A 21734-nucleotide genomic window follows, 5' to 3' on the forward strand; every position below is an offset into this window, starting at 1 on the left:
GAGTATGGCAGCGAATGGATTTATCGAGTTACTTCGTTTGTCTAAACGGGGTAATAAGAATTACGCTTCAGTTCAAAATGAAGCACAGCGATGGTCAGGGATTGCTTTTGAAATGAGAGGGCAATACTTCGTCGCACCACTTGGGGAAGTGTCAGAAGTTATCTATCCACCGAAATATACGCCAGTTCCAAATACTCAAAGTTGGGTGAAGGGTTTGGCGAACATTCGGGGGCGGTTGCTTTCGGTTTCTGATTTGGCTCATTTTATTTCAGGGCAACGAAGTACATTTTCGTCTGCCCAAAAAGTGTTATGTATTAGCCATCACGACCAGTATGTGGGGTTGGTTGTGGATCAGGTCTTGGGGATTCAGCACTTTAATAAAAAAAGTTTTTTTTCTCAAAGCTTAGACTTAGAGGAAAATCTAAAAGATTATTGCCAAGGTTATTTTCACCAACATAACCAGCATTGGCATGTCTTTTTATTTAGTCGTTTATTGCAAAACCCACATTACATGAATGCATCGACAAAATTTATAAACTAATTTTTACGCTGTGAAAAACAGAGTATTTTCTGGGGAGAAGCTATGGGCTTTAAGCTTAAAAAGAAAGGCGGCAATCGTGTTGCGTCCGAAAAATCGGGTCTCAATTTTATTGCAAAAATCCAGTCGGAAATTGATCAATACGCCAGTTTATTTGGGGAAAGTAAAAAGTCCAAGCCTATCCTTTATGTAGCGTTGTTATGTTTAGTATTTGCTTTAACTTCGCTCGTTTATTTATTTTATAGCGTACCTCGACATAACCAATTAACGCGTAGTTTGGGTGAGTTGCGCTTATTGTCACAAACTATTTCTAGACAGGCTACAGAAGCAACGGCTTCTGGATCACCTAAAGCCATGAAAGACTTGGCTGAATCAAATAAACTTTTTGCAGAAAATATGAAAGATGTTGAAAATATTTATGGTACATCTTCAAAAGAATACAAAAAGGTTGCGGTCCTGTGGAAAGCTTTGTCTTATGACATTAACTTGATCTCGTCACATCAGGACGTAATTAATCAGTTATACAACATGAATATCTCGATTAGTGACTCTATTCCTGAGATTCAGGCTGAATATAACTTGATGGTCGATAAGATGGTTCGCGAAAAAGTAGCGAGCAATCAGGTGATTATTGCTAAAAACCAGGTATTTATTGCAGAACGTATTTTACGCTCTATTAACTCCGTTTTGGTTGGTACAGAAAACTCTCAGACCTCAGCACATGATTTTGGTGTCGATATTGAGACCTTTGGTGTGTATTTAAATGCGCAGTTAAATGGAAATGCTGAATTGGGTGTTGCTAGAGTTGAGTCCCCAGAAGTGCGTGAGTCTTTGGAAGGTATTAAATCTGAGTATGATCAAGTTTTAAAATCTGCAGCGGCATCAGTTCTTAAACATACAGATCAGATTGTAAACGTACGTCAGTCATCAGGTGAGATCTTCTCAGAATCTGATGAGATGTTATCTGCATTGGGTAATCTTTCTGAGCAAACACACTATGGTTGGAAAGCCTTTACTTTAGTTGCACTTCTTACATTGTCACTTCTTGGCTTAATTAGCTCGGTCTTAAAGCTTTTATCACTTCGTAGTAAAGCAGATAAACAACGTGTAGCTACCTTGCAAGAAGAATATGACCGTAACCAAAACGCGATTTTACGTTTACTAGATGAAATCGCCGACTTGGCAGATGGTGACTTGCGTTCATATGCAACGGTATCTGAGGACTTTACTGGAGCGATTGCCGACTCGATTAACTTCGCGATTGACCAATTACGTGATCTTGTATCCCGAATTCATGAAACTTCACAGGAAGTTGCCCGCTATACGCAGGATACACAAAATATTACTAACCAGTTGGCAGAAGCATCAGAGCATCAGGCACAAGAAATTGCTGGCGCATCAACAGCAATGAATGAAATGGCGCAATCAATTGACCAAGTATCTTCAAATGCATCTGAATCTACCGAAGTAGCAGAACGTTCGGTACAAATTGCTTCTAATGGAGCACAAGTAGTAAACCGTTCAATTGAAGGTATGGACACGATTCGTGAACAGATTCAGGAAACCTCTAAACGTATTAAACGTTTGGGTGAGTCCTCACAAGAAATTGGTAACATCGTATCGCTAATTAATGACATTGCAGACCAAACAAACATTCTTGCATTAAATGCAGCAATTCAAGCATCTATGGCAGGTGAAGCAGGGCGTGGTTTTGCCGTGGTTGCAGACGAAGTACAGCGTCTTGCAGAACGTTCTGCATCGGCAACTAAACAGATCGAAACTCTGGTTAAAACAATTCAGACCGATACGAATGAAGCTGTTATTTCAATGGAACAAACAACCACTGAGGTTGTGCGCGGAGCGAACTTGGCAAAAGATGCAGGTATTGCCTTGGACGAGATTCAAAAAGTATCTGGTGACTTGGCAAACTTGATGGCCAACATTTCTGATGCAGCAAAACTTCAGTCTGCATCTGCGAGTCACATTGCTACAACCATGACCGTCGTACAAGAAATTACTTCGCAAACGACAACTGCAACATTCGATACAGCGCGTTCTGTTTCTGAATTAGCAAATATGGCAGAGTCATTACGTGAATCGGTAACGGACTTTAAATTACCTGATTAAATTGGGGACGAGGATAGCTGTTTCTATACTAGCTATTCTTCTAAAAAGTATTAACAACACCAGATAAGTATTGGGGACACAGCTATTTATCTGGTGTTGACTCTGTCGTTTTTCTCCATTTAGGGGACAAGCAAAAGAAGCCTTTGCTATGAAAGAAATATTAAAAACTTTAACTGAAGCAATGATGCTACCGGAAGATAGCTATTCTCAACAAGATGCTGAATTTCTTGATATCTTCGTTGAAGAAATTGAAGAAATTTTTGTTGAATTACAATCTTTGATTCATGAATGGATGCAATCTAAAAATGTTGCTACGCTGACTGAGATCCGTCGCCATTTTCATACCTTGAAAGGTTCAGGGCGAATGATTGCAGCGAAATCCTCTGCTGAGCTTGCTTGGACTGTAGAAGATACGCTTAATCGGGTAATCAATGAGAGTCTCACATTAACTCCTAACGTCCAACAATATGTTCAGTTGGTATTTAAGTTCTATTTCTTTAAATTAGTAGATGACTTTAAATCTAAAAAGGAACATGCAGTAGATTTTAGACCTCTTATTTTATTGGGACAACAATTACAACAACAGCAAAGTTTAGAGCCTGCTTTAGAAGAACTTTTATTATTGTCGGATACTCTCACTGCGGAAACTAAGACTGGTTTAGAGGTGGGTGATTTAGAACAGGAATCAGATAATTTAACTCTAGAAACCGCCATAGAAAGTGAACATAACCTTGCTGAAACCTTAGTTTTATTTATGGAAGAAGCGGAAGAGCACTTAGCGACCATCGATCAGTTCTTAGAACAAGAAATACATCAGCACGAGAGTTACAATGCATTAATCCGTGCATTACATACGTTGCGCGGCAGCTCGGCAATGGCTCAGGTAGAAGCAATTTTTGATGCTAGTACTAAAGTTGAGCATTTATTTAAAATCCTATTACAAGAAGAGCTATCTTCTCATTCAGAAGAAATTTTACTACTCCGTGATTACCGTCAGTTTATTCGAAATTGTTTAGATCTATTGGCTGTGCATTGCTCTAATGAGCAATTAGACTCTAACCTGAAACAGTTCAATCAGGTTTGGGATGTTTATATGGAACAACATGGGGAGCATGCGAGCCCGCTCACGCCTCCACATGGTTTAGTATCTCAGCTGTTACAGCTAGATGTTTCAGAATTACTTGATGCAGAGTTGGATTTTGAAAAGGGAATTCGTTCTGAGTTTCCTCATTATCTTGAACGTTTAAGTGAACAAGCTGATTTGTTATTGCAACATACTCAGTCGCAGGCCATGGTTGGTTTATATGAATATACGAACCAGCTGAAAGATAGCTATGACGTATTGCTTGATCGACCTGATTTATTACACTCAGATTATGTTTTTGAAATTTATCAGAAAGCACATCAACAATTAATTCAGTTATTTGATGCATTAGCTGCGGGCCAAAGAGTTAGTATTATTGAGCAACACCAAAATATTTTGGAAGAGCTAAAACTATATACCCAATATATTCCAAGCCTTAATTCTGAACCATTAGAAAGTCATCAGGAAGTTGTTGAGTCACTCTTTAGTGCTGATGTAGAACAAACAGCAAATGAATCTTCAGCATCTATCGAAAGTATACTAACTGATCATGTAGTCATGAGTCAGAGTGTGCATTTAGATCGGCAGTTCATGTCTACTGAGCACGTAAACCGTTATTTTGATCCAGAACTGTTAGATATTTTTCTTGAAGAAGCCGATGAGTTGCTTGAAGGAATGGATACAGATCTTAATATTTGGGTTAATGATCAAGAGAACTTTGCTGCTCTTAATAATCTGATGCGCTATTTGCATACCTTAAAAGGTGGGGCAAATATGATTCAGGCAAATTATATTGGTTTAATTGCACATGAACTAGAAAGTATTTATGAGCGCTTAATTCAAAGACAGTTAATTACTTCATCTGCTCTCATTGATTTTATTCGTCTGGTTCAAGATGATTTAGCTGATCGCCTACAAATAGTACGTGAACAGCACCTAGATTATGCTGCTTCTCATACTATTCAAGCGCTTAAGAATGCAGGTAAGGTATATAATTCACTCGGGTCTGCTGCTAAAGAGATGCAAGCAGAGTCTGAAAAAGATGTTGTACCAGAATTAAGTTTTGAAGTATTACAACAAGAAGCTATACACAATACTGCGTTAAATCTCCATGAGTTAACTTCTAATTTTGAGCAGATTGTTGAGTCTAATAATAGACTTGTTGAGTACACAGAATTACAAGTTTTTGATGCAGAAGGCTATACAGACAGTATCCAAGATCAGGATATTGACTCTGTTGTCGAGCAGACATTTATGGAGGAAGCGGCCGAGCTGTTAGAGATGGCCGATCACCTATTAAAGCAGTGGTTTGAGCAGCGTACCAATCGTAGTATCTTGCTTCAGCTACAAAGGGCAGTGCACAGCTTGAAAGGTGGTTCCCGTATGGTGGGACTTGAAACCGTACAAGCGATTGCTTATCAACTTGAAAATGCTTTTGAAAAATTTGCGCTTTATCATTTTAGCTCAAATATTTATGACAACTTGTTAGAGAGTGCGATTGTTTGGTTAAAAGAGGCAATTTTCAAGCAAAATTATCAACATTTCGATGGTTTACAACAAAGTTTAGAAAATATTCAGTTTATTGAAACTGCAATACAAATTCCAAGTAAGTTGACTAGAACGGATCTATTTAGCACTGAACCTGTAATGAGCTTTGTGCAAGGTGATGGTGCAGAACCACCGCCAATGATGGGGGCATGGGAACAAACGCGACATCTTGAACAAAATAATGAGATGATCCGGGTTTCGGCAGATTTAATTGAGAAAATGATTGATTTGTCTGGTGAAAATTCGATTAACCGTTCACGAATTGAAATGGATCTCAGTCAATTTGGTCATACGTTAGTGGAAATGGAATTAGCCATTCAACGACTAGCAGACCAGTTACGTCGAATGGAAGGCGAATTAGAAAGTCAGATTATTGCAAAACACGGTATTGAGCACTCTCGTTATACAGAATTTGATCCTCTAGAGATGGACCAATATTCTTCATTGAATCAATTATCGAAATCACTTGCCGAATCTGCATCGGATTTAGTGGATTTTAAAAATACATTATCTGAAAAAATCAGAGACACTGAAAGTTTGCTGGTACAACAGTCACGTATTCAGGCCGAAATTCAAGAAGGCCTAATGCGAACACGATTAGTACCATTTTCTCGATTGCTACCTCGTTTACAAAGAATTGTGAGGCAGACTTCTACTGCATTGGATCGACCAGCAGAGCTTTTTGTTAATAATACCGAAGGTGAATTAGACCGGACAATGCTAGAACGTTTGGTTACACCACTTGAGCACATGCTTCGAAATGCAATTGACCATGGTTTAGAAGATCGTGTGCAACGTGAACAAGCGCGAAAACCAGAAACTGGACGTATTGAACTGAATATTCATCGTCAAGGTACGGATGTTGTTGTTACATTTAAGGATGATGGCCGAGGTATTGATATCGAGAAGGTCCGTCAAAAGGCCCTATTATCTGGTTTGATTAATCCTGAACAAGTATTAGAACATCAAGATATTTTACAGTTGATTTTCCATCCAGGGTTAAGTACGGCCGATCAAGTCACTCAGATTTCAGGTCGTGGTGTAGGACTAGATGTTGTACAAAGTGATATTAAAGCTTTGGGCGGACATGTGAGTGTCGACTCTGTGTATGGGCAAGGAACAATCTTTACAATACGCGTTCCAACCACAGTAGCTGTTAGTGATGCCTTAATGGTTAAAGTTGCTGATCAACAATTTGCAATTCCTTTGGCTCAAATTGATCGAATTGTTCGAGTTTCACCAACATCATTAGAACAGTATTTTGGAAGTGCACAAGAATTCTTTGAATTTGAAAATAAACGCTATCCATTACGTTATTTATCTGAGTTTGTTGGTAATCAACCGATTCCGCGTTTAAGCGGGATGATGTATTCACTACCAGTATTAATGATTAAGACCAATAATGGACAAACAATTGCATTATTGGTTGATCAGCTTATTGGTTCACGTGCGCAGATTGTGGTCAAGCCAATCGGGCAGCAGTTCTCTAGTATTGGTGCGATTGCAGGCGCAACTATTTTAGGTGATGGTCAAGTTTGTCTAATTTTAGATGGACAAAATATTGCTCGCCAAATTCAGTCTACCCGCCGACATAAGCAGCTGAATGAAGCTATCTATAGACAACGTGAGTCTGATGAACGCCGTCTCATTATGATTGTAGATGACTCTGTCACAGTCCGTAAGGTAACGACTCGTTTACTCGAACGTCAGGGCTATGACGTAGTCACTGCTAAAGATGGTATTGATGCAATTGAGCAGTTGGAAAATATTAAACCAGATCTGATGTTGCTTGATATTGAAATGCCGCGAATGGATGGCTTTGAGGTACTTAACCTCGTACGACATCATGATCTACATCAAGATATGCCAGTCATTATGATTACATCCAGAACTGGCGAAAAACACCGTGAACGAGCATTTACTTTAGGGGTTAACCAATACATGGGTAAACCTTTCCAAGAAGAAGATTTACTTCACAATATTGATGCTTTTTTCACGATACGTGAAGAGGAACTTGCCTAATGAAGAGTCATATCAGTACATCTTTAATTAATGAAATGGATCAGCAAGAACTTCAACATTTAATTACTGTTTCAACTGGTTTTATTGATGCATATATTATTGAATGTGATCAGCAAGTGCCGATGCTATTGCCTCAAAACATAGTGTTATCAGCTATGGATGTTAAAAATGGTATCAAGCATATTGAATGGCATGACGTAAAACTTCCAGTCTATACAGTGCATAATGAAATTGATTCGAGAGCGGTGGCATTAGTTATTGAAAGTGAAGATATTAGCCAACGTTTTGCACTCATATGTAAATCGATGCCAGTTTCAGTCCGTCTGCGTATTTCTGAAGTCGTAGATGAAAATGAAGATATACAGGACTCTTTGCAGCATCCAACTGTATTTAAATATGTGCGTATGGAGAATCAACGCTACCACGTTCCTAATTTGCAATATATCCAAAATTCGCTTCATTTATAAAAAAAAGGAACTCAATTTGAGTTCCTTTTTAATTTTTATTTAGCTAATAGATTTTCTAAAATTTGCTCATAAATATCAGTCAGTGGATCGAGGTCATGTACGTCAACATGTTCATTAATTTGATGAATTGTTGCGTTAAGAACCCCTAACTCCAATACTTGTGCGCCTGTTGGAGCAATAAAACGTCCGTCAGAAGTACCACCACTTGTTGAAAGCTCAGTTTCAGTGCCAGTTACATTTAAAATCGCAGTTTGAGCCGCATTAACCAGTTCACCAACTGGAGTCAGGAAAGGCAAACCAGAGAGATTCCAAACGATTTCATATTGTAAACCGTGTTTATCTAAAATCTCATGAACACGTTGTTTAAGCTGTTCAGCCGTCACTTCTGTTGAATAACGGAAGTTAAAAGTAACTTCTAAAGTACCTGGAATTACGTTGGTTGCACCAGTTCCAGCATGAATATTTGAAATCTGAAATGATGTTGCTGGGAAATATTCATTTCCATTATCCCAAACGCTTTGGCATAGCTCTGTTAAAGCAGGTGATGCTTCGTGAATTGGGTTTAGTGCTAAATGTGGATAAGCCACATGGCCTTGTTTACCTTGGACCTTTAATACAGCATTGAGGGAACCACGACGCCCATTTTTAACAATATCACCTAATTTATGAGTACTTGAGGGTTCGCCGACCAAACACCATTTAATTTTTTCATTACGTTCTTCAAGAGTCTCAATAACCTTGACCGTACCGTTAACCGCAGGACCTTCTTCATCAGAAGTAATCAGAAATGCGATAGATCCTTTATGGTCTGGGTGTTTTGCTACAAAACGCTCAGATGCGACAACCATAGCTGCCAAAGCTGTCTTCATATCTGCCGAACCGCGACCATATAATTTTCCATCGCGGATTTCAGGTGCAAATGGGTCTGAATTCCACGCTTCTAACTTACCTGTTGGGACTACGTCAGTATGACCTGCAAAACAAAATACAGGTTCTTCAGTTCCGCGACGTGCCCAGAGATTATCTACCTCACCAAAACGCATTGGTTCAATATGAAAACCAACTTGGCTTAAACGGTCTGCCATGATGGTCTGGCAAGTGTGATCAATTGGAGTAACAGAAGGTTGTTGTAAAAGTTCTAGGCTAAGCGAGAGAGTATCTGAATGGTTCATACCGGAAATTGCGTGCTGATCAGGTGAAATATAGTCCGATATAATAGGCGAATCTCTACCTGATGGGTACGTAAAAATAAAAAAACCTTATCGGAATGATAAGGTTTTTTAGTGACAACTCTAACTTACATTTTATCTTGTGTTTTTTCAGCAGTATTCGTTACAGCATCACCTGCTTTAGAAACATCTTTACCAAAACCCTTAAACGTATTACAGCCTGTTAAAACAACAGCAATCATTACAGAAGCAGCTAAAACTTTTTTCATCATTTTCTCCGTTTAAATTTAATAATGAAGTAAATTTAGATTAAAAAACAAACGGAAAAAGAAACATGACTGTTTAATAGTAAAAACGTTATAAAATGTGTCTAGAATCTTAAATTTCTTGTTAATTATTTAAATTTCTGCATGTTGGACTTAAATTTTAAGTGTGAAGGGTGTCTAAACATATAAAACAGAACTTCCTGACCATTTTTACAATATAAACCGTCTGTCCACCAATGTGCTGGGTCTGAACTAGGTTGTTTATTTGGACACAGCCATTCGTGCCTTTCTAATCGATAAAAAGAAGAATGAGGAATTGTGGTGCCCCAATATCCCAAACGACGCTTTAAATTGATCCAGTCAGGTAGGGGCTGCTGCAAATTTAAATCTAAAGGCAGATAAAGTTGTCCCTTTAAAACTGCAAAGCGTTGATGAATTTCAAAGTTTAATGCTTCAAGAAATTGAAATTGTTTGTTGGTAAAGTGGTAAAGCTTTTTGCTTAAAGTATCCTGACGGTTCAGGCCAATCCATTGTTCTAAATGTAAATCTGCTTCACCGAGATAATATTTTAAGGCGACCTCCCAATGTTCAATTTTTTGAGTGTCTTTATTTAAAATTAAAAAATCCAGCTCGCCTAATGTTTTTGCCCCCTCAATTTTTTGAATACTATGTCCCAATAATTGATAGGGATGGTATTGATCCTCTTGTAGCCAAAACCAGAGTAGATGCTCAAAGCGTAAACCTAAACGTGTACTTTTAAGTTGAGATAAAAACTGAATTAAAGGCTCTGGGGACTGATCGAGCTCTTTTAAACGGGGCAAATAATTTTGAAAATGACTTTCCCATACTTCGGTTGGATGTAGCTTAAAATGATGTTGTATAAATAGACTTTTTGGTAGTTGGGAAAGTAAATTTGGACTAGCAATACAAAATGCGAGCTGTCGAACTATAGGATGTTGAAATTGTAGCCATGGTTCGAAATAGGAGGTTTTAACTGAGGCAATATTCATACATTTAATACTCGAAGTAATTCATCCTAATTTCATAACGGATCAACAAAAAACATTAGAAAAACACTTTATACTAACGCCAACAGCAGGTTAAGGTTTATATATGCGAACATTGTTCTGGCGCTCTTTAGTCGTGATTTTTATCACGCTAGGCATTATTGGAGCAATTTTACCAGGTATGCCGACAACAGTGTTTTTGATTCTGGCTGCTTGGGCTGCTTCAAAAGGCTGGCCACAAATGGATGATTGGTTGTTAAATCACCCTAAATATGGACCAACATTACGTAATTGGCGAGCCAATGGCACAGTACCTCGTAAAGCGAAGTGGATTGCAAGCATAATGATGGCAATTAGCGGAATTATAATGCTATTTACTTCAGCGCCACTTTTGGTCAAGGCTTTTACTGATATTACTATGTTCATCGTTGCAGTTTGGTTATGGCTACGCCCTGAGCCAAAATAAAAGATTGATAATCTTTTATTTTGGCGCAAGACAAGCAGTGAAACTGCGCGTAGATAAAAGAAGATTGATAATCTTTTATTTTCAATGCAAGAGAAGCCCTTACAATAATTTTTTAGCTAAACTCAAAATATTTGAGTTGATATAAGAGAATAAGTTCAATGTCTCAATTTAAGTTCGAAGATGCTGATGTTCTCATCGATTTAGCAAACCAAACATTAACTTTGCCTAAACATAATAAATTTTATGTCATTTCTACAGGAAAGAATGGAATTGGTGAGCAGGAAAACACGGGTAGAACACCACGTGGATGGCATAGGGTGGCGAAGAAAATTGGTGCAGAGTCTCCCAAAAATGCAGTTTTTATCGCACGTAAGCCAACAGGGGAGGTTTATAGCACTGAGTTAGCTGCGCAATATCCTGAGCGAGACTGGATACTTTCTCGTATTCTCTGGTTAGATGGTCTAGAGACTGGGTTTAATAAAGGGGAAGGCCACGACACTATGCAACGTTATATCTACATTCATGGAACTCCAGACACACAACCAATGGGGGTGCCAATGTCACATGGGTGTGTTCGAATGCGTAATGAAGAAATCATTGAGCTATTTGATTTAGTTGCTGAAGATGCATTAGTTTATTTATCTGAACAATCTTTAACCTGAGTGCGAGTTTTCTCTATTCTTGGTTAGCGGTGTAAATGCAGAAAATATTGAAATAAGTGTTTAAATAAAATACAAAAAATTGTTTTTTACTTAATAATGACTTATTTTTAATCATTCATTCGCATTTTTTTAAAAAGAAGTCGAAAAGCGTTTGACACCTGTTAAAGATTCTCTATAATGCACCTCACAAACGATGAAGACGTTAAAGGGCGCTTAGCTCAGTTGGTAGAGCGTCTGCCTTACAAGCAGAATGTCGGCGGTTCGATCCCGTCAGCGCCCACCAAGCCTTTACGTTAAGCTCTCAAGTGCAGCGGTAGTTCAGTTGGTTAGAATACCGGCCTGTCACGCCGGGGGTCGCGGGTTCGAGCCCCGTCCGCTGCGCCACTTAAGACTTAACATCGTTTTACCCCACAATTTCGATATTGTGAAAGTGCAGCGGTAGTTCAGTTGGTTAGAATACCGGCCTGTCACGCCGGGGGTCGCGGGTTCGAGCCCCGTCCGCTGCGCCACTTTTCAGTTCGGGTTGTGTTTGGAAGATGATTTGAGATGTAAAAATCTTATATCAAAAAATTAATGAATAATTAATTTTTTCTTCTTGGGGCGCTTAGCTCAGTTGGTAGAGCGTCTGCCTTACAAGCAGAATGTCGGCGGTTCGATCCCGTCAGCGCCCACCATATATGTGACCATACTTTATTTTAAAGTATTGTAGTGCAGCGGTAGTTCAGTTGGTTAGAATACCGGCCTGTCACGCCGGGGGTCGCGGGTTCGAGCCCCGTCCGCTGCGCCATTCTCTTGATTCCCTTGTCTAGAGAATGTAGAGTATAAAGATACATTCGTTATCTTTTCTCATTAAGGGCGCTTAGCTCAGTTGGTAGAGCGTCTGCCTTACAAGCAGAATGTCGGCGGTTCGATCCCGTCAGCGCCCACCATTACTTCATTCCGAAAGTTAAATTTTTCTAATATTTAAATTGCTTATTTATCTATAATTCTCAATCTATATTTGAATTCTTTATCTAAGTCACTCTAAATTTAGTTGTTCTATTCTAAAGCTCAAAGTTTATATCTCCAATTGACTGAAAATCATTAGTTAAGTTATTTTTTATTTGGATAAATGACTTTTATGTTATTTAATTTGGGGCTATAGGTTTAAAACCTAACTGTGTTTAAAAGTGATTGCCTGAGTTGTAGACTAAAATTATTTCACCTAAAATTTTCTTAAAAAATTTATTTTATATTTCTATTGAATAAATTTTTCTCATATTAAATTTGCCATGTAATGACTCAAATAGAGTTTTATATATTTCATAAGCTTACTAGATCTATTTCTAACCAATAACAATACTTTCTTGCGTAAAAAAACTGCTATTTTTTAATAGCAGTTTTGAAATAAGTCATTCTTAATATTCGTTAAAAAACCATCCACTTGCAAAAGCGAAATATTCTCGTAACCAAGAATTGTAGCGAGTAGCTAATGGTGTTTCAGCCGCCACTGTATAAACTTGCGTATAACCTTGTTTTTTAGCAATAGCTGCTGCTCGTGGAGTGTGAAAATCGCTTGTCACAATAGCTATCGGTTGGTCGAGGGTAATGTAGTGCTGTGCTAATAGTGGTTTACTATTCATTAGATTAAGTTCAGTACTTGTACTTTTATCTTCAAGTATCATTCGTTCTTTTGCTAAATGATAATGTTGCTCTAGATAACGAGACATTACTAATGCTTCGCTTTCATTTTCTGAAAAATCAAGACCGCCTGTTAAAACAACTTTTGCTTGGAGTTGTTTTAGAGCAATAGGGGCAGCTGTATCTAAACGTTTTGCAAGAGTTTTGGATGGCTGACCATTTTCTACCCCACTACCTAATACAATGATTGCATTTACTGGGGGCAGAGTTTGACTTGTCTCTTTATTCTCTTTAATAAAATCAAAGAAATAGCCTAAGCTAATTAACCATATCCAGAGGCATAACCAACCAAAACGCCAAAGTGTGTGTAAGCGGTAATGATAGAAGAAGAAACGCTCTAAATGATAATAGAATAAAGAATAGAGGCAGAAAAAGGCGCCCAAAATTAAAGGGATAATTGTGCCGACATTAATTTTATTGAGACAAATTAAAATTAACCCATCCAGAAATAAAATCGAACCAATGATTGCTAGGAAAATACGGATCCACTTACTGACTTGCATTGTGTTTACAGTTGCAATTTAAATTGCAGACAGTTTATGCAAAATCATTTTGAATGCAATAAAAAACCGAGTAAAGCATCTGTGCCATTACTCGGTTTTCTGATTTATTGGCCTTTAATAAACATCGCGGCGATAACGGCCTTGTTGTCTTAACTCATCTACCTGTTCATCACCTAGAATTTCAATCAGTGCTTGGTCGACTCCACTTGCCATACCATCAATGCTACCGCAGACATAGAGAACAGCGCCGCGTTCTATCCAGCTTACTAGTTCTTCTGCATTTTGACGGATTACATCTTGAACATACACGCGTTGTTCTTGATCTCTGGAAAATGCTAAATCTAGGCGTTTTAACATTCCTGTTGTTTGCCATGCTTCAATTGTTGATGCATAGAAGAAATCACATGCTCTTTGACGTTCACCAAAGATTAACCAGTTTTCAGTGTAGTCATGACGAGTACGTGTATGTAACAGGCTCATTAAACCTGCAATACCGGTTCCGTTACCAATACAAATAATAGGGCGGTTGTCATCAATAAGATGGAATGATTCATTGGTGCGAATACGCAAAGCAACTTCATCATTGACTTGCGTATGTTGAGTGAGCCATCCAGAACCTAAACCTAAATTACCAGACGCATCATGCTGTTGACGAACTACTAAACGAAGTACTTGTTGAGAAGGAATGCTGGCAATTGAATATTCGCGTGTTGGTAGAGTAGGAAGTTGTTCTAATAAATGATCTAGATTAGCAAATGGTTCAATTTCACCAGTTAAGTCTTTATTCCAAAGCGCTTTCTCAATTGAAATCTCTAATGAGTCAACTTTTGCATTTTTAAGAATATGATGCTTCTGCAAGAATGCGTGAATACGTTCAGGGCTATTACCAGACTGAATTTCAGCAATATCACCAGCTTGCCATATTGCTTCGTGCTTTGCGTTAAGCTCAATATTATAAGCAGGTTGCCCTAAGCTATTTGGATTGAGTAAGTCACGTTGTTGTAACTTCCATGTATCAAAAACTTTTTCTAAATTTACAGCATGCAAATCTAATTTAGTTGCTTTCGCAAGTGATTGATTCCAGTTTTGAATATCCGATAGGTTTACATTATCAACTTCAATTGTATTAAAGAGGGCATGAGCACCATTAGTTTTAAGCCAGGCATCTACTGTATGACCAAAGCTACAATAAGTATCAGGATATTCTTTAGAACCTAGCGCTAAAACAGCATAGTTCATGTGCTTAAGGTCCAGATTTGCTTTTAAAAGCTTTTTAGCAAAGCTTGTAGCAAGGTCGGGAGCATCACCAGTACCATATGTACTGATTACAAATAAAACCTGCTCATGCTGCTCTAAATCAGATTGTGTTAGCTGCTGTACAGGTTTAACCAGAACTGGTTGATGAGCTTCTTGTAAACTTGTTGCTGTACTCCAAGCAAGTTGTTCTGCTACACCAGTTTGAGTTGCGTAGGTAATAAGCCAAGGCTTTGCATTTGGATCAATATATTGCCCAGCTAAAGACTGACGAGCCGCCTGTGTTAACTTTTTCTGTTTGCGGCGTTTAAGATAAAGCATCAACCCTGTAACAAAGAATAAAGGCATTGCCAATGAAGCAAGCATCGCAACGAATTGATAAATTGGTCCAAAGAAGCTACCACGGTGTACAGGTAACATACTGCTCATGATTTTTTGATTAAGCTTTTTATCTTCGTAAAGCTCCATCTTTTCAATATTGCCAGTTTGATAATTATAGATGGCTTGGTTGCGTGCACGTTCGTGTTGAGGCGTAGCATCGACAAAACTTAATTCAATTTTTCCATCATCTTTTTTAGGTAAGTTCAATGTTAGCGTCGAATAATCACGTCCGACCTGACTATTGAATCCACTCCATGTTTGATTAAGTACTGTAATGAGCTGAGTATTATCTAACTGAGGCTCTGATTTTTTATCAGTATTATGCTCAGATCGTTTATTTTGTTGCATTCCTCGATTTTGAGGAGCGGGGCCATGACCTTGTGGCTTAGGTTGTTCAACGCCCATCACTTTGAACATGCCACTACGCCACCAGTCATAAGACCAATATAGGCCTGTACATGCGAATAGTAGATAAAAAACAATGACCCATGTGCCGACAACAGCATGTAGATCCCAAATAAAATTTCGGCCTTTCAATTTTGGTTTAACCGCGAGCCATTGACGGGCAGAATGCTTTTTAGGCCAGCGTAAATATAATCCACTCAGTACAAAGTAAATTAACATGAGCGCACAGGCACCAGTAATTTGCTTGCCAACTTCGCCTGCGGTTAAATTACGATGAATTTGTTGTATTAATAACAACAGTTTTCTGCCTTTAACATCGGGCAGAACCTGAGCGTTATAAGGATTCACCATCATATTATAGCCACGGCGTTCACCTTCTTTTTCAATATTGACAGTAGAAGAGGAGGTCGGATCCTTGGCAATCGTAATGCTATTAATTTTAATTTCAGGCTGAGTCGTATTGAAATGTTGATATAGCTGAGCAGGGGTTAATTTTGGAGTGCTTTCAGCTTGAACAACATAACTATCAGAATTTACCCATTTTAAAATTTGTTGGTCATAAGAATAAATTGCACCTGTTACACCCATAATGGATAAGATTAGGCCAGCAGTAATACCCAGAAACCAATGAATTTGAAATAAAATTTTTTTAAACATGGTCGAAAATGTAAATATGATGGAGATCTTGTAACGAAGTATAGCCGAAGATTGAGTAGATAATATGGATTTTGGAGATAATATTAATTTTCATTATCATTTGTTTTTACTGCAATAAAAAACCTCCATAAGGAGGCTTTTTATGAAATTAAAACTTACAGAGTTTTCGGTTCGCCTACAGCTTCTTTTAAATGCGTGCGAATCGTATTGAACGAGAAGTTTTTAGAATCCATACGCTTAGGTAAAATATAAGCACCTTGTTGTTCTTGGCCTTTTGGATCTTTTACTTTGAAATTTACCAAAATGAAATCAGGTCCATTGTACCATTCGTAGATATTTTTCCATCCAATTGTACCAACGCCTTCTTGTTGGCCCATTTTTTGGCGCATCACAATACCATGAGGCTGCACGCCTAAACGAATACCTTTGATTTCCTGTACCGGAAATTCATTCATTTTGCGTTTAACGTACCATTCTAATCCGTATTTACGACCTAGGTAGTAAAGTACTACAGCGACAATAGCAACCCAGCAAAAAACAGTAGAGTAGTTCTTAATAAAAATAAGACCTAATATAGCTAGGGCTAAAACTACACCCATAATTGCCCAAATTTTTGTGCTGATTTTATTGGTGCTGCGCCAGATAAGAAGCTGTGCATTACGTTGTTCAGCTTCTGACACGTCATAGGGAACAGGCTGAAGCGTATAAGCGTATAAAGTTTTCGCGGTCATAGTGCAAATAACAAATTGTAAACTGTTTTAAGTTTAGCACTAATTGGCATAAGTCAGGAAAGGATATTATGCCAATTTAATACTAAATTCCGAGGCAAATTTATAATGATGCAAGCTCACTGGCATCATTATCAAGATCATGACTTAGACGTTGTTTTAACATACTAAATCGGTTCAACACACCAAGCATGAGTGAGAGCTGCTGTAAAATAATGAGTGATTTTTGGTCATTTTCATCATTTTGGCTTAGACGCTGACGTATCGTTTGGAGCATATTTTGTGCTGTAAGATCAGGCATCTCATCTCTTAAGAGAGCTCCTTGAATATCATCTAGTGCTTGGTCCAATAATTTAAGAACAGCTTGATCCTGAAGGCTTTCTCGATGTGCTCCAAGTGCCGCGATATAGCTTAAAAATGTATGGTTTAAACATAAAAATTCAAAAATATCGGATTTACGAGTTGGGTCAAAGTCTGGTTCAGTCGCTAAAGTGGAAATAAGTGAAGCTACTTCAGCATCTGTATTGTGTGCAGCTCGACGTACAATTCGGTAATTCAGCGCATGATTACGGCCTTCATGATACTGTTTCACAACTTCAGCTAAATAATTACATTGAGCTTGTAATGAACGTCTGATGTTGCGAGGTAAACGACGGAACTTCCAGTCGGGCCAAATAAATGTCACGCCAAACCAAGCTAAAGCACAACCAATTAAGGTATCTAAAAATCTTGGAATGGCCGCAGCCATTGCTGAACCGTCCAGATTAAAGTTAATTAATGCAAGAATTGTGATAAAAGCAGTTGCTTGCGCATATTGCTTACTGCGTAATTCAAAAAACAGGACTCCACTTAATATCAACATGAATAGTTGCCCTTCAGTTGAAGGAATTAAGAAGATAATCGCAAGACCTACAATAATCCCAACTAATGTTCCAACAATTCGTAGACGTAAGCGACGCTTGGTAGCGTTAAAATTAGGTTGGCTTACAAATAGAGCTGTAAGCATAATCCAGTAGCCATATTCAATATGGGTCATTTGGATGAGCACATATCCAATAAATAAAACAATCGATACACGAATCGCGTGGCGGAACAGCACAGATTCGGGAGTTAAATTTTGTTTTATCCGGATGACAATATCATTCCATCCTTGTAAATCATCATCTTTAAGCTGGTTTTCGGCTTGTTTCACTTTATCAGATTGAATGTGTTGTTCAGTTTCCAAGTTGAGTAACTGGGAGTCGATAGATTTTAAGTTTTGGTATAAAGCGAAAAGCGCATTTACCCATAAAAGGTCATAATGCTGATCGTGTCTTAGCTTCTCTAAAGAAAGGCGTAGGTTTTCAAAGCTTTGTTTAAACCTTTTATTATGGTTATAAGGTTTACGTTGCAAAATACATTCATTTAACTCTTGGCAAGCTTTGCCTTGGATCGCCAAAATTCGCTGGAATCTAAATAAAATATCACTGTGTTGAAAAATTTTGGCTAACTTTTGATAGTCGATATGAGCGGAGTCAGCACGTTCATGAATGTCTTGAGCGACAAAATAATAATGTAAGCTTCGGCGTGTATCTTTTTGCCCACGGTCGCCTTTTAAACGAGTTAATAAAGCTGTTTTTAAGTCGTTAAAAATCGTAATTAACTTACCGTTTTCTAATGACAGCTCGATCATACTTTGCTGATAGCTGGCGGCAGTCATATCTACATCAAACAAATTTGATTTTGCAAATAGAAAATCACCTAGGGATGCATAAGATGCAGCCAGTTTGTCTTGTAGTTGTCGAACCGGAAATAGTAAAAAACTAATAGTTGCAATTAAGCCATACCATGCAGCACCTGCAACTAAAAGGGCGGGTTGGATGTACCAGTGGTCAAAGAGGTGAACGCCCAACATGGTATATACTGAAACGACCAAACATCCATAAGAGATGGTTGCGTAACGACGTCCTAATGAACCCAGTAAAATCCAGCCAATACACGAAGCAATCAATCCCAAAGCAAAAGCCATTGGGTAGGGGAAAAGTAATTGTACGGAAGCGGCGGTAATGAAGAACCCAATATAAGTATAAATCAGGTTCATGATTCGTACTGAAAAGCGATCATCAATATCGCTTAAACCGGCTGCAACCACACCTAAAGTAAGTGGAATTGTTGCTAATTGATAGCCCAGAAAATAAGGCACGAAAGCAGTTCCTGAAAAGGCTATCAGCATTCGCACGTTATACATAAATGTTGTGTTATAAGTCGCTCTTTTTAGGCGTTTAAACCAAGATTTCAAAGGAAGTCCTTGCTGATCAACCTGAGGATAAAGGATTTGTGTATTTCTACACCAATGTTGCACAAATCATACGATAGACAGTGTAAGCTTGTCTGTATGCAAATGATTGAAAAATGAAATATCGTTATGTCTGAACAAACAGCCCAGCGTCAATACTCTATTGGCTGGATTATGTTGCTCGCTTTACTTACGGCTTTAGGGCCATTATCCATCGATATGTACTTACCTGCTTTGCCACAAATGGCGCATGATTTTGGGGTAAGTACACAAATGGTGGCTAATACACTACCAGCTTACTTTTTTGGTCTAGCTGTTGGGCAGTTGGTTTATGGTCCTCTAAGCGACCGGATTGGTAGAAAAAAACCACTTTATTTTGGTCTCGCACTTTATGCAGTCGCAAGCTTATTTTGTGTATTGGCTACAAATGAATGGGGCTTGATTGCTGCTCGTATTTTGCAAGCTTTAGGTGGCTGTGTTGGTGTGGTTATGGCCCGTGCAGCAATACGCGATAGATTAGACGTTCAAGGCTCGGCACAAGCTTTTTCAAGCATGATGATTGTCATGGGGTTAGCACCTATTTTGGCACCGATGATTGGGGCATGGATTTTAATTTGGTTTCCGTGGCAAGCGATTTTTATTGCGCTTTCAATCGTGGGAGCAATATGCTGGCTATGCGTACATTTCTTTTTTAAAGAAACTTTGGCAATTGATAAAAGACTCAAGCTGTCACCATATCAAGTCGTTACCCTCTATGGGGCTATTTTCAAAGATGCGAGTTTCCGCTTACCTATGTTTGCAGGCTGTTTAACAGGGGCGGCGCTATTTTGTTATATCAGCTCAGCACCAGCAGTTTTTATGGATCAATACGGACTGAATCAGCAAGAGTTTGCTTATGCCTTTGGACTAAATGCTTTTGGCATTATGTTGATGTCATCTTTAAATAAGCATTTAACATCACGTGTTGAAATCACTAAACGGTTAAAGGCAGGTTCACTTGTACAAGTGACTGGAGCCATTATCGTATTTATTGCGGGTTTAATTCCTGCTGCGCCTTTATGGCTTGTTATGTTAGGGCTATTTTTAGCTATTTCAGGCATTGGTTTAACAGGACCAAATGCAATGGCGCTGGCAATGTCCAAACAAGGTGCCCGTGCAGGAACAGCCAGTGCAATTATGGGAAGTATGCAATTCGCTTGTGGCCTCTTGGGTGGCGTGCTGCTTAACTTCCTCATTTGGTCTGCATCGCTCAACATGGGCGTGATGATGGTGTTATTTACGCTGAGTGGGTTCGTTGTCGTTTTAAAAGCGGCGCAACAAGTAGAAACCAAGCCATTCTCATAGTTTTAAAAGAATGGCGACTTAGATCTTATTCGTCTAGAAAAAATGTGAAATTTTCGACAGGTTCTCTAGGTGTAATGAAGGTATTTACAATGTGATTAGGATCAGCATGACCTAACGCAATTGCACAAACTAGCTCTTCATCATCTGATGCACCTAAGATATCTAAAACAATAGGGTGAAAATGGTTCCAAGCTGCTTGTGGGCATGTATCTAAACCTCTTGCCTTGGCAGCAACCATCACGTTTTGGATCATCATTGCGATATCTATTTTAGACCCGATTCCCATGGTTTTATTTACTGTAAAGAAAAGGCCGGCTGGTGCATCAAACAGTTTAAAGTTACGTAACTGTTGTTCAGCCATTTTTTCTTTTTCGCCCTTTTTAATTTCGAGTAGACCATAGAGTCCCCAACCATTTTCGCGGCGGCGGTCAATAAAAGGGGATATCCATTTTTCAGGGTAATAGGCAAAAGTTTCTTTATATTGTTCTGCAAGTTCCGGGTTTTTTGAAACTTCGATTTGTGCTGCACAGACACGTTCAACCATTTCATTACGCTTGTTGCCTGTTACTACATACACTTTCCACGGTTGAGTATTAGTTCCAGAAGGTGCTCGACTTGCGACTTGTAATATATCTTTAATAACTCCTGACTCAATTGGAGTATTTAAAAAAGCGCGGACAGAATGTCGAGAAGTGATAGCTTCATCAACGAGACGAACTTGTTCCAGATTCATGAGATACTCCTATATCTTTGTCTTAAATATTTTTATACTTTTTGAAGCTTAATTTCATGTTTTGAAAGTACTTCATTTATAAGCAAAAAATATTAGAAAAGAGATATTCTTACAGGTATGATAATTTAATTAGTTTAGACATATTGTCTGATTAATCATAATTCGAATATGCCACTTTAGATTTAAATAGACAAAATAGTATGATTTTGTCGGTTATAAAAATAAAAGCATAACAGTGAGTGGGTGAAAAATATTCAATTGAAAAAAAGGTATAATATGTTTAAAAACAGTACAAAACGGATAGTTTTATATAAAATATGACCATTTTTTATATAAAATTTTAATGAAAAATATACACAAAACTTTAAATTTCTGCATAATACCGACTTTTTTACGCAGGTATGATTTCTCCATACTC

Annotated in this window: 15 protein-coding genes and 6 tRNA genes; 13 read left to right on the forward strand and 8 right to left on the reverse strand. The window is 38.3% G+C overall.

The genetic code is table 11. The annotated features are described in order from the left end of the window. The first annotated feature begins 4 nt into the window (after positions 1-4). The 4 genes from ACLBWE_RS14190 (at position 5) to ACLBWE_RS14205 (ending at position 7786) form a co-directional block, all read left to right on the forward strand. Positions 5-541, forward strand: coding sequence for a chemotaxis protein CheW (locus tag ACLBWE_RS14190; protein ID WP_005036322.1), 537 nt, complete (start codon positions 5-7; stop codon positions 539-541). Positions 542-583: 42 nt separating this feature from the next. Then, the gene (locus ACLBWE_RS14195; protein ID WP_017392491.1) at positions 584-2665 is read left to right on the forward strand and encodes a methyl-accepting chemotaxis protein; all 2082 of its coding nucleotides are present in this window, start codon (positions 584-586) and stop codon (positions 2663-2665) included. A gap of 148 nt (positions 2666-2813) precedes the next feature. After that, the gene (locus ACLBWE_RS14200; protein ID WP_447603639.1) at positions 2814-7319 is read left to right on the forward strand and encodes an Hpt domain-containing protein; all 4506 of its coding nucleotides are present in this window, start codon (positions 2814-2816) and stop codon (positions 7317-7319) included. After that, entirely contained in the window at positions 7319-7786 is a 468-nt protein-coding gene (locus ACLBWE_RS14205; RefSeq protein ID WP_004639007.1) for a hypothetical protein, read from the forward strand. Before ACLBWE_RS14200 ends, ACLBWE_RS14205 begins: the two co-directional genes overlap by 1 nt. Before the next feature lie 35 nt (positions 7787-7821). Here ACLBWE_RS14205 and dapE read toward each other — a convergent pair whose 3' ends face one another. From dapE to ACLBWE_RS14220, 3 genes are all read right to left on the reverse strand, one after another. Next, entirely contained in the window at positions 7822-8958 is a 1137-nt protein-coding gene (dapE, locus tag ACLBWE_RS14210) for a succinyl-diaminopimelate desuccinylase (RefSeq protein ID WP_056483376.1), read from the reverse strand. A gap of 125 nt (positions 8959-9083) precedes the next feature. Continuing rightward, entirely contained in the window at positions 9084-9227 is a 144-nt protein-coding gene (locus ACLBWE_RS14215; protein ID WP_003655297.1) for an entericidin A/B family lipoprotein, read from the reverse strand. Between the two features lie 122 nt (positions 9228-9349). Beyond that, complete coding sequence (locus ACLBWE_RS14220; protein WP_348949986.1) at positions 9350-10231, reverse strand: DUF1853 family protein; 882 nt, start codon at positions 10229-10231, stop codon at positions 9350-9352. A 103-nt stretch (positions 10232-10334) separates the two neighbouring features. Here ACLBWE_RS14220 and ACLBWE_RS14225 point away from each other — a divergent pair, with 103 nt between their 5' ends. From ACLBWE_RS14225 to ACLBWE_RS14260, 8 genes are all read left to right on the forward strand, one after another. Continuing rightward, positions 10335-10694 (forward strand): YbaN family protein, encoded by a 360-nt coding sequence (locus ACLBWE_RS14225; protein ID WP_045435412.1) that lies wholly within the window; start codon positions 10335-10337, stop codon positions 10692-10694. Between the two features lie 158 nt (positions 10695-10852). Then, the gene (elsL, locus tag ACLBWE_RS14230; protein ID WP_133747778.1) at positions 10853-11356 is read left to right on the forward strand and encodes a cell wall-recycling L,D-carboxypeptidase ElsL; all 504 of its coding nucleotides are present in this window, start codon (positions 10853-10855) and stop codon (positions 11354-11356) included. Between the two features lie 207 nt (positions 11357-11563). Then, a tRNA-Val gene (locus ACLBWE_RS14235) sits at positions 11564-11639 on the forward strand. Between the two features lie 24 nt (positions 11640-11663). Continuing rightward, a tRNA-Asp gene (locus ACLBWE_RS14240) sits at positions 11664-11740 on the forward strand. A gap of 48 nt (positions 11741-11788) precedes the next feature. Beyond that, positions 11789-11865 (forward strand) — tRNA-Asp (locus ACLBWE_RS14245). A gap of 89 nt (positions 11866-11954) precedes the next feature. After that, a tRNA-Val gene (locus tag ACLBWE_RS14250) sits at positions 11955-12030 on the forward strand. 36 nt (positions 12031-12066) lie between these two features. Next, positions 12067-12143 (forward strand) — tRNA-Asp (locus ACLBWE_RS14255). A gap of 66 nt (positions 12144-12209) precedes the next feature. After that, positions 12210-12285: transfer RNA gene (locus tag ACLBWE_RS14260), tRNA-Val, on the forward strand. A 468-nt stretch (positions 12286-12753) separates the two neighbouring features. Here the strand turns inward: ACLBWE_RS14260 and ACLBWE_RS14265 are convergent. From ACLBWE_RS14265 to yccS, 4 genes are all read right to left on the reverse strand, one after another. Further along, positions 12754-13539, reverse strand: coding sequence for a YdcF family protein (locus ACLBWE_RS14265; protein WP_348949989.1), 786 nt, complete (start codon positions 13537-13539; stop codon positions 12754-12756). Between the two features lie 114 nt (positions 13540-13653). Continuing rightward, a complete protein-coding gene (locus ACLBWE_RS14270; protein ID WP_447603643.1) occupies positions 13654-16236 on the reverse strand; it encodes a PepSY domain-containing protein in 2583 nt (860 codons plus the stop codon). A gap of 155 nt (positions 16237-16391) precedes the next feature. After that, the gene (locus tag ACLBWE_RS14275) at positions 16392-16967 is read right to left on the reverse strand and encodes an SdpI family protein (RefSeq protein WP_005036343.1); all 576 of its coding nucleotides are present in this window, start codon (positions 16965-16967) and stop codon (positions 16392-16394) included. Between the two features lie 100 nt (positions 16968-17067). Continuing rightward, positions 17068-19242 carry a YccS family putative transporter gene (yccS, locus tag ACLBWE_RS14280; protein ID WP_151743390.1) on the reverse strand — a complete coding sequence of 725 codons (2175 nt, stop codon included), beginning with the start codon at positions 19240-19242 and terminating at the stop codon, positions 17068-17070. Between the two features lie 126 nt (positions 19243-19368). Between yccS and ACLBWE_RS14285 the strand changes: the two genes are divergently transcribed. Continuing rightward, a complete protein-coding gene (locus ACLBWE_RS14285; RefSeq protein WP_004639023.1) occupies positions 19369-20583 on the forward strand; it encodes a multidrug effflux MFS transporter in 1215 nt (404 codons plus the stop codon). 25 nt (positions 20584-20608) lie between these two features. Here ACLBWE_RS14285 and ACLBWE_RS14290 read toward each other — a convergent pair whose 3' ends face one another. After that, on the reverse strand, positions 20609-21316 hold the full coding sequence (locus ACLBWE_RS14290) for a nitroreductase (RefSeq protein ID WP_447603646.1): 708 nt from the start codon (positions 21314-21316) through the stop codon (positions 20609-20611). Positions 21317-21734 lie beyond the last annotated feature (418 nt).

It is taken from the genome of Acinetobacter sp. M5A5_2a (assembly GCF_053345265.1).

Bases quoted from the DNA above. Each gene is read 5' to 3' on its own strand.
- ACLBWE_RS14190 (WP_005036322.1), top strand. From the start codon at position 5: ATGGCAGCGAATGGATTTATCGAGTTACTTCGTTTGTCTAAACGGGGT.
- ACLBWE_RS14195 (WP_017392491.1), top strand. From the start codon at position 584: ATGGGCTTTAAGCTTAAAAAGAAAGGCGGCAATCGTGTTGCGTCCGAA.
- ACLBWE_RS14200 (WP_447603639.1), top strand. From the start codon at position 2,814: ATGAAAGAAATATTAAAAACTTTAACTGAAGCAATGATGCTACCGGAA.
- ACLBWE_RS14205 (WP_004639007.1), top strand. From the start codon at position 7,319: ATGAAGAGTCATATCAGTACATCTTTAATTAATGAAATGGATCAGCAA.
- dapE (WP_056483376.1), bottom strand. From the start codon at position 8,958: ATGAACCATTCAGATACTCTCTCGCTTAGCCTAGAACTTTTACAACAA.
- ACLBWE_RS14215 (WP_003655297.1), bottom strand. From the start codon at position 9,227: ATGATGAAAAAAGTTTTAGCTGCTTCTGTAATGATTGCTGTTGTTTTA.
- ACLBWE_RS14220 (WP_348949986.1), bottom strand. From the start codon at position 10,231: ATGAATATTGCCTCAGTTAAAACCTCCTATTTCGAACCATGGCTACAA.
- ACLBWE_RS14225 (WP_045435412.1), top strand. From the start codon at position 10,335: ATGCGAACATTGTTCTGGCGCTCTTTAGTCGTGATTTTTATCACGCTA.
- elsL (WP_133747778.1), top strand. From the start codon at position 10,853: ATGTCTCAATTTAAGTTCGAAGATGCTGATGTTCTCATCGATTTAGCA.
- ACLBWE_RS14265 (WP_348949989.1), bottom strand. From the start codon at position 13,539: ATGCAAGTCAGTAAGTGGATCCGTATTTTCCTAGCAATCATTGGTTCG.
- ACLBWE_RS14270 (WP_447603643.1), bottom strand. From the start codon at position 16,236: ATGTTTAAAAAAATTTTATTTCAAATTCATTGGTTTCTGGGTATTACT.
- ACLBWE_RS14275 (WP_005036343.1), bottom strand. From the start codon at position 16,967: ATGACCGCGAAAACTTTATACGCTTATACGCTTCAGCCTGTTCCCTAT.
- ACLBWE_RS14285 (WP_004639023.1), top strand. From the start codon at position 19,369: ATGTCTGAACAAACAGCCCAGCGTCAATACTCTATTGGCTGGATTATG.
- ACLBWE_RS14290 (WP_447603646.1), bottom strand. From the start codon at position 21,316: ATGAATCTGGAACAAGTTCGTCTCGTTGATGAAGCTATCACTTCTCGA.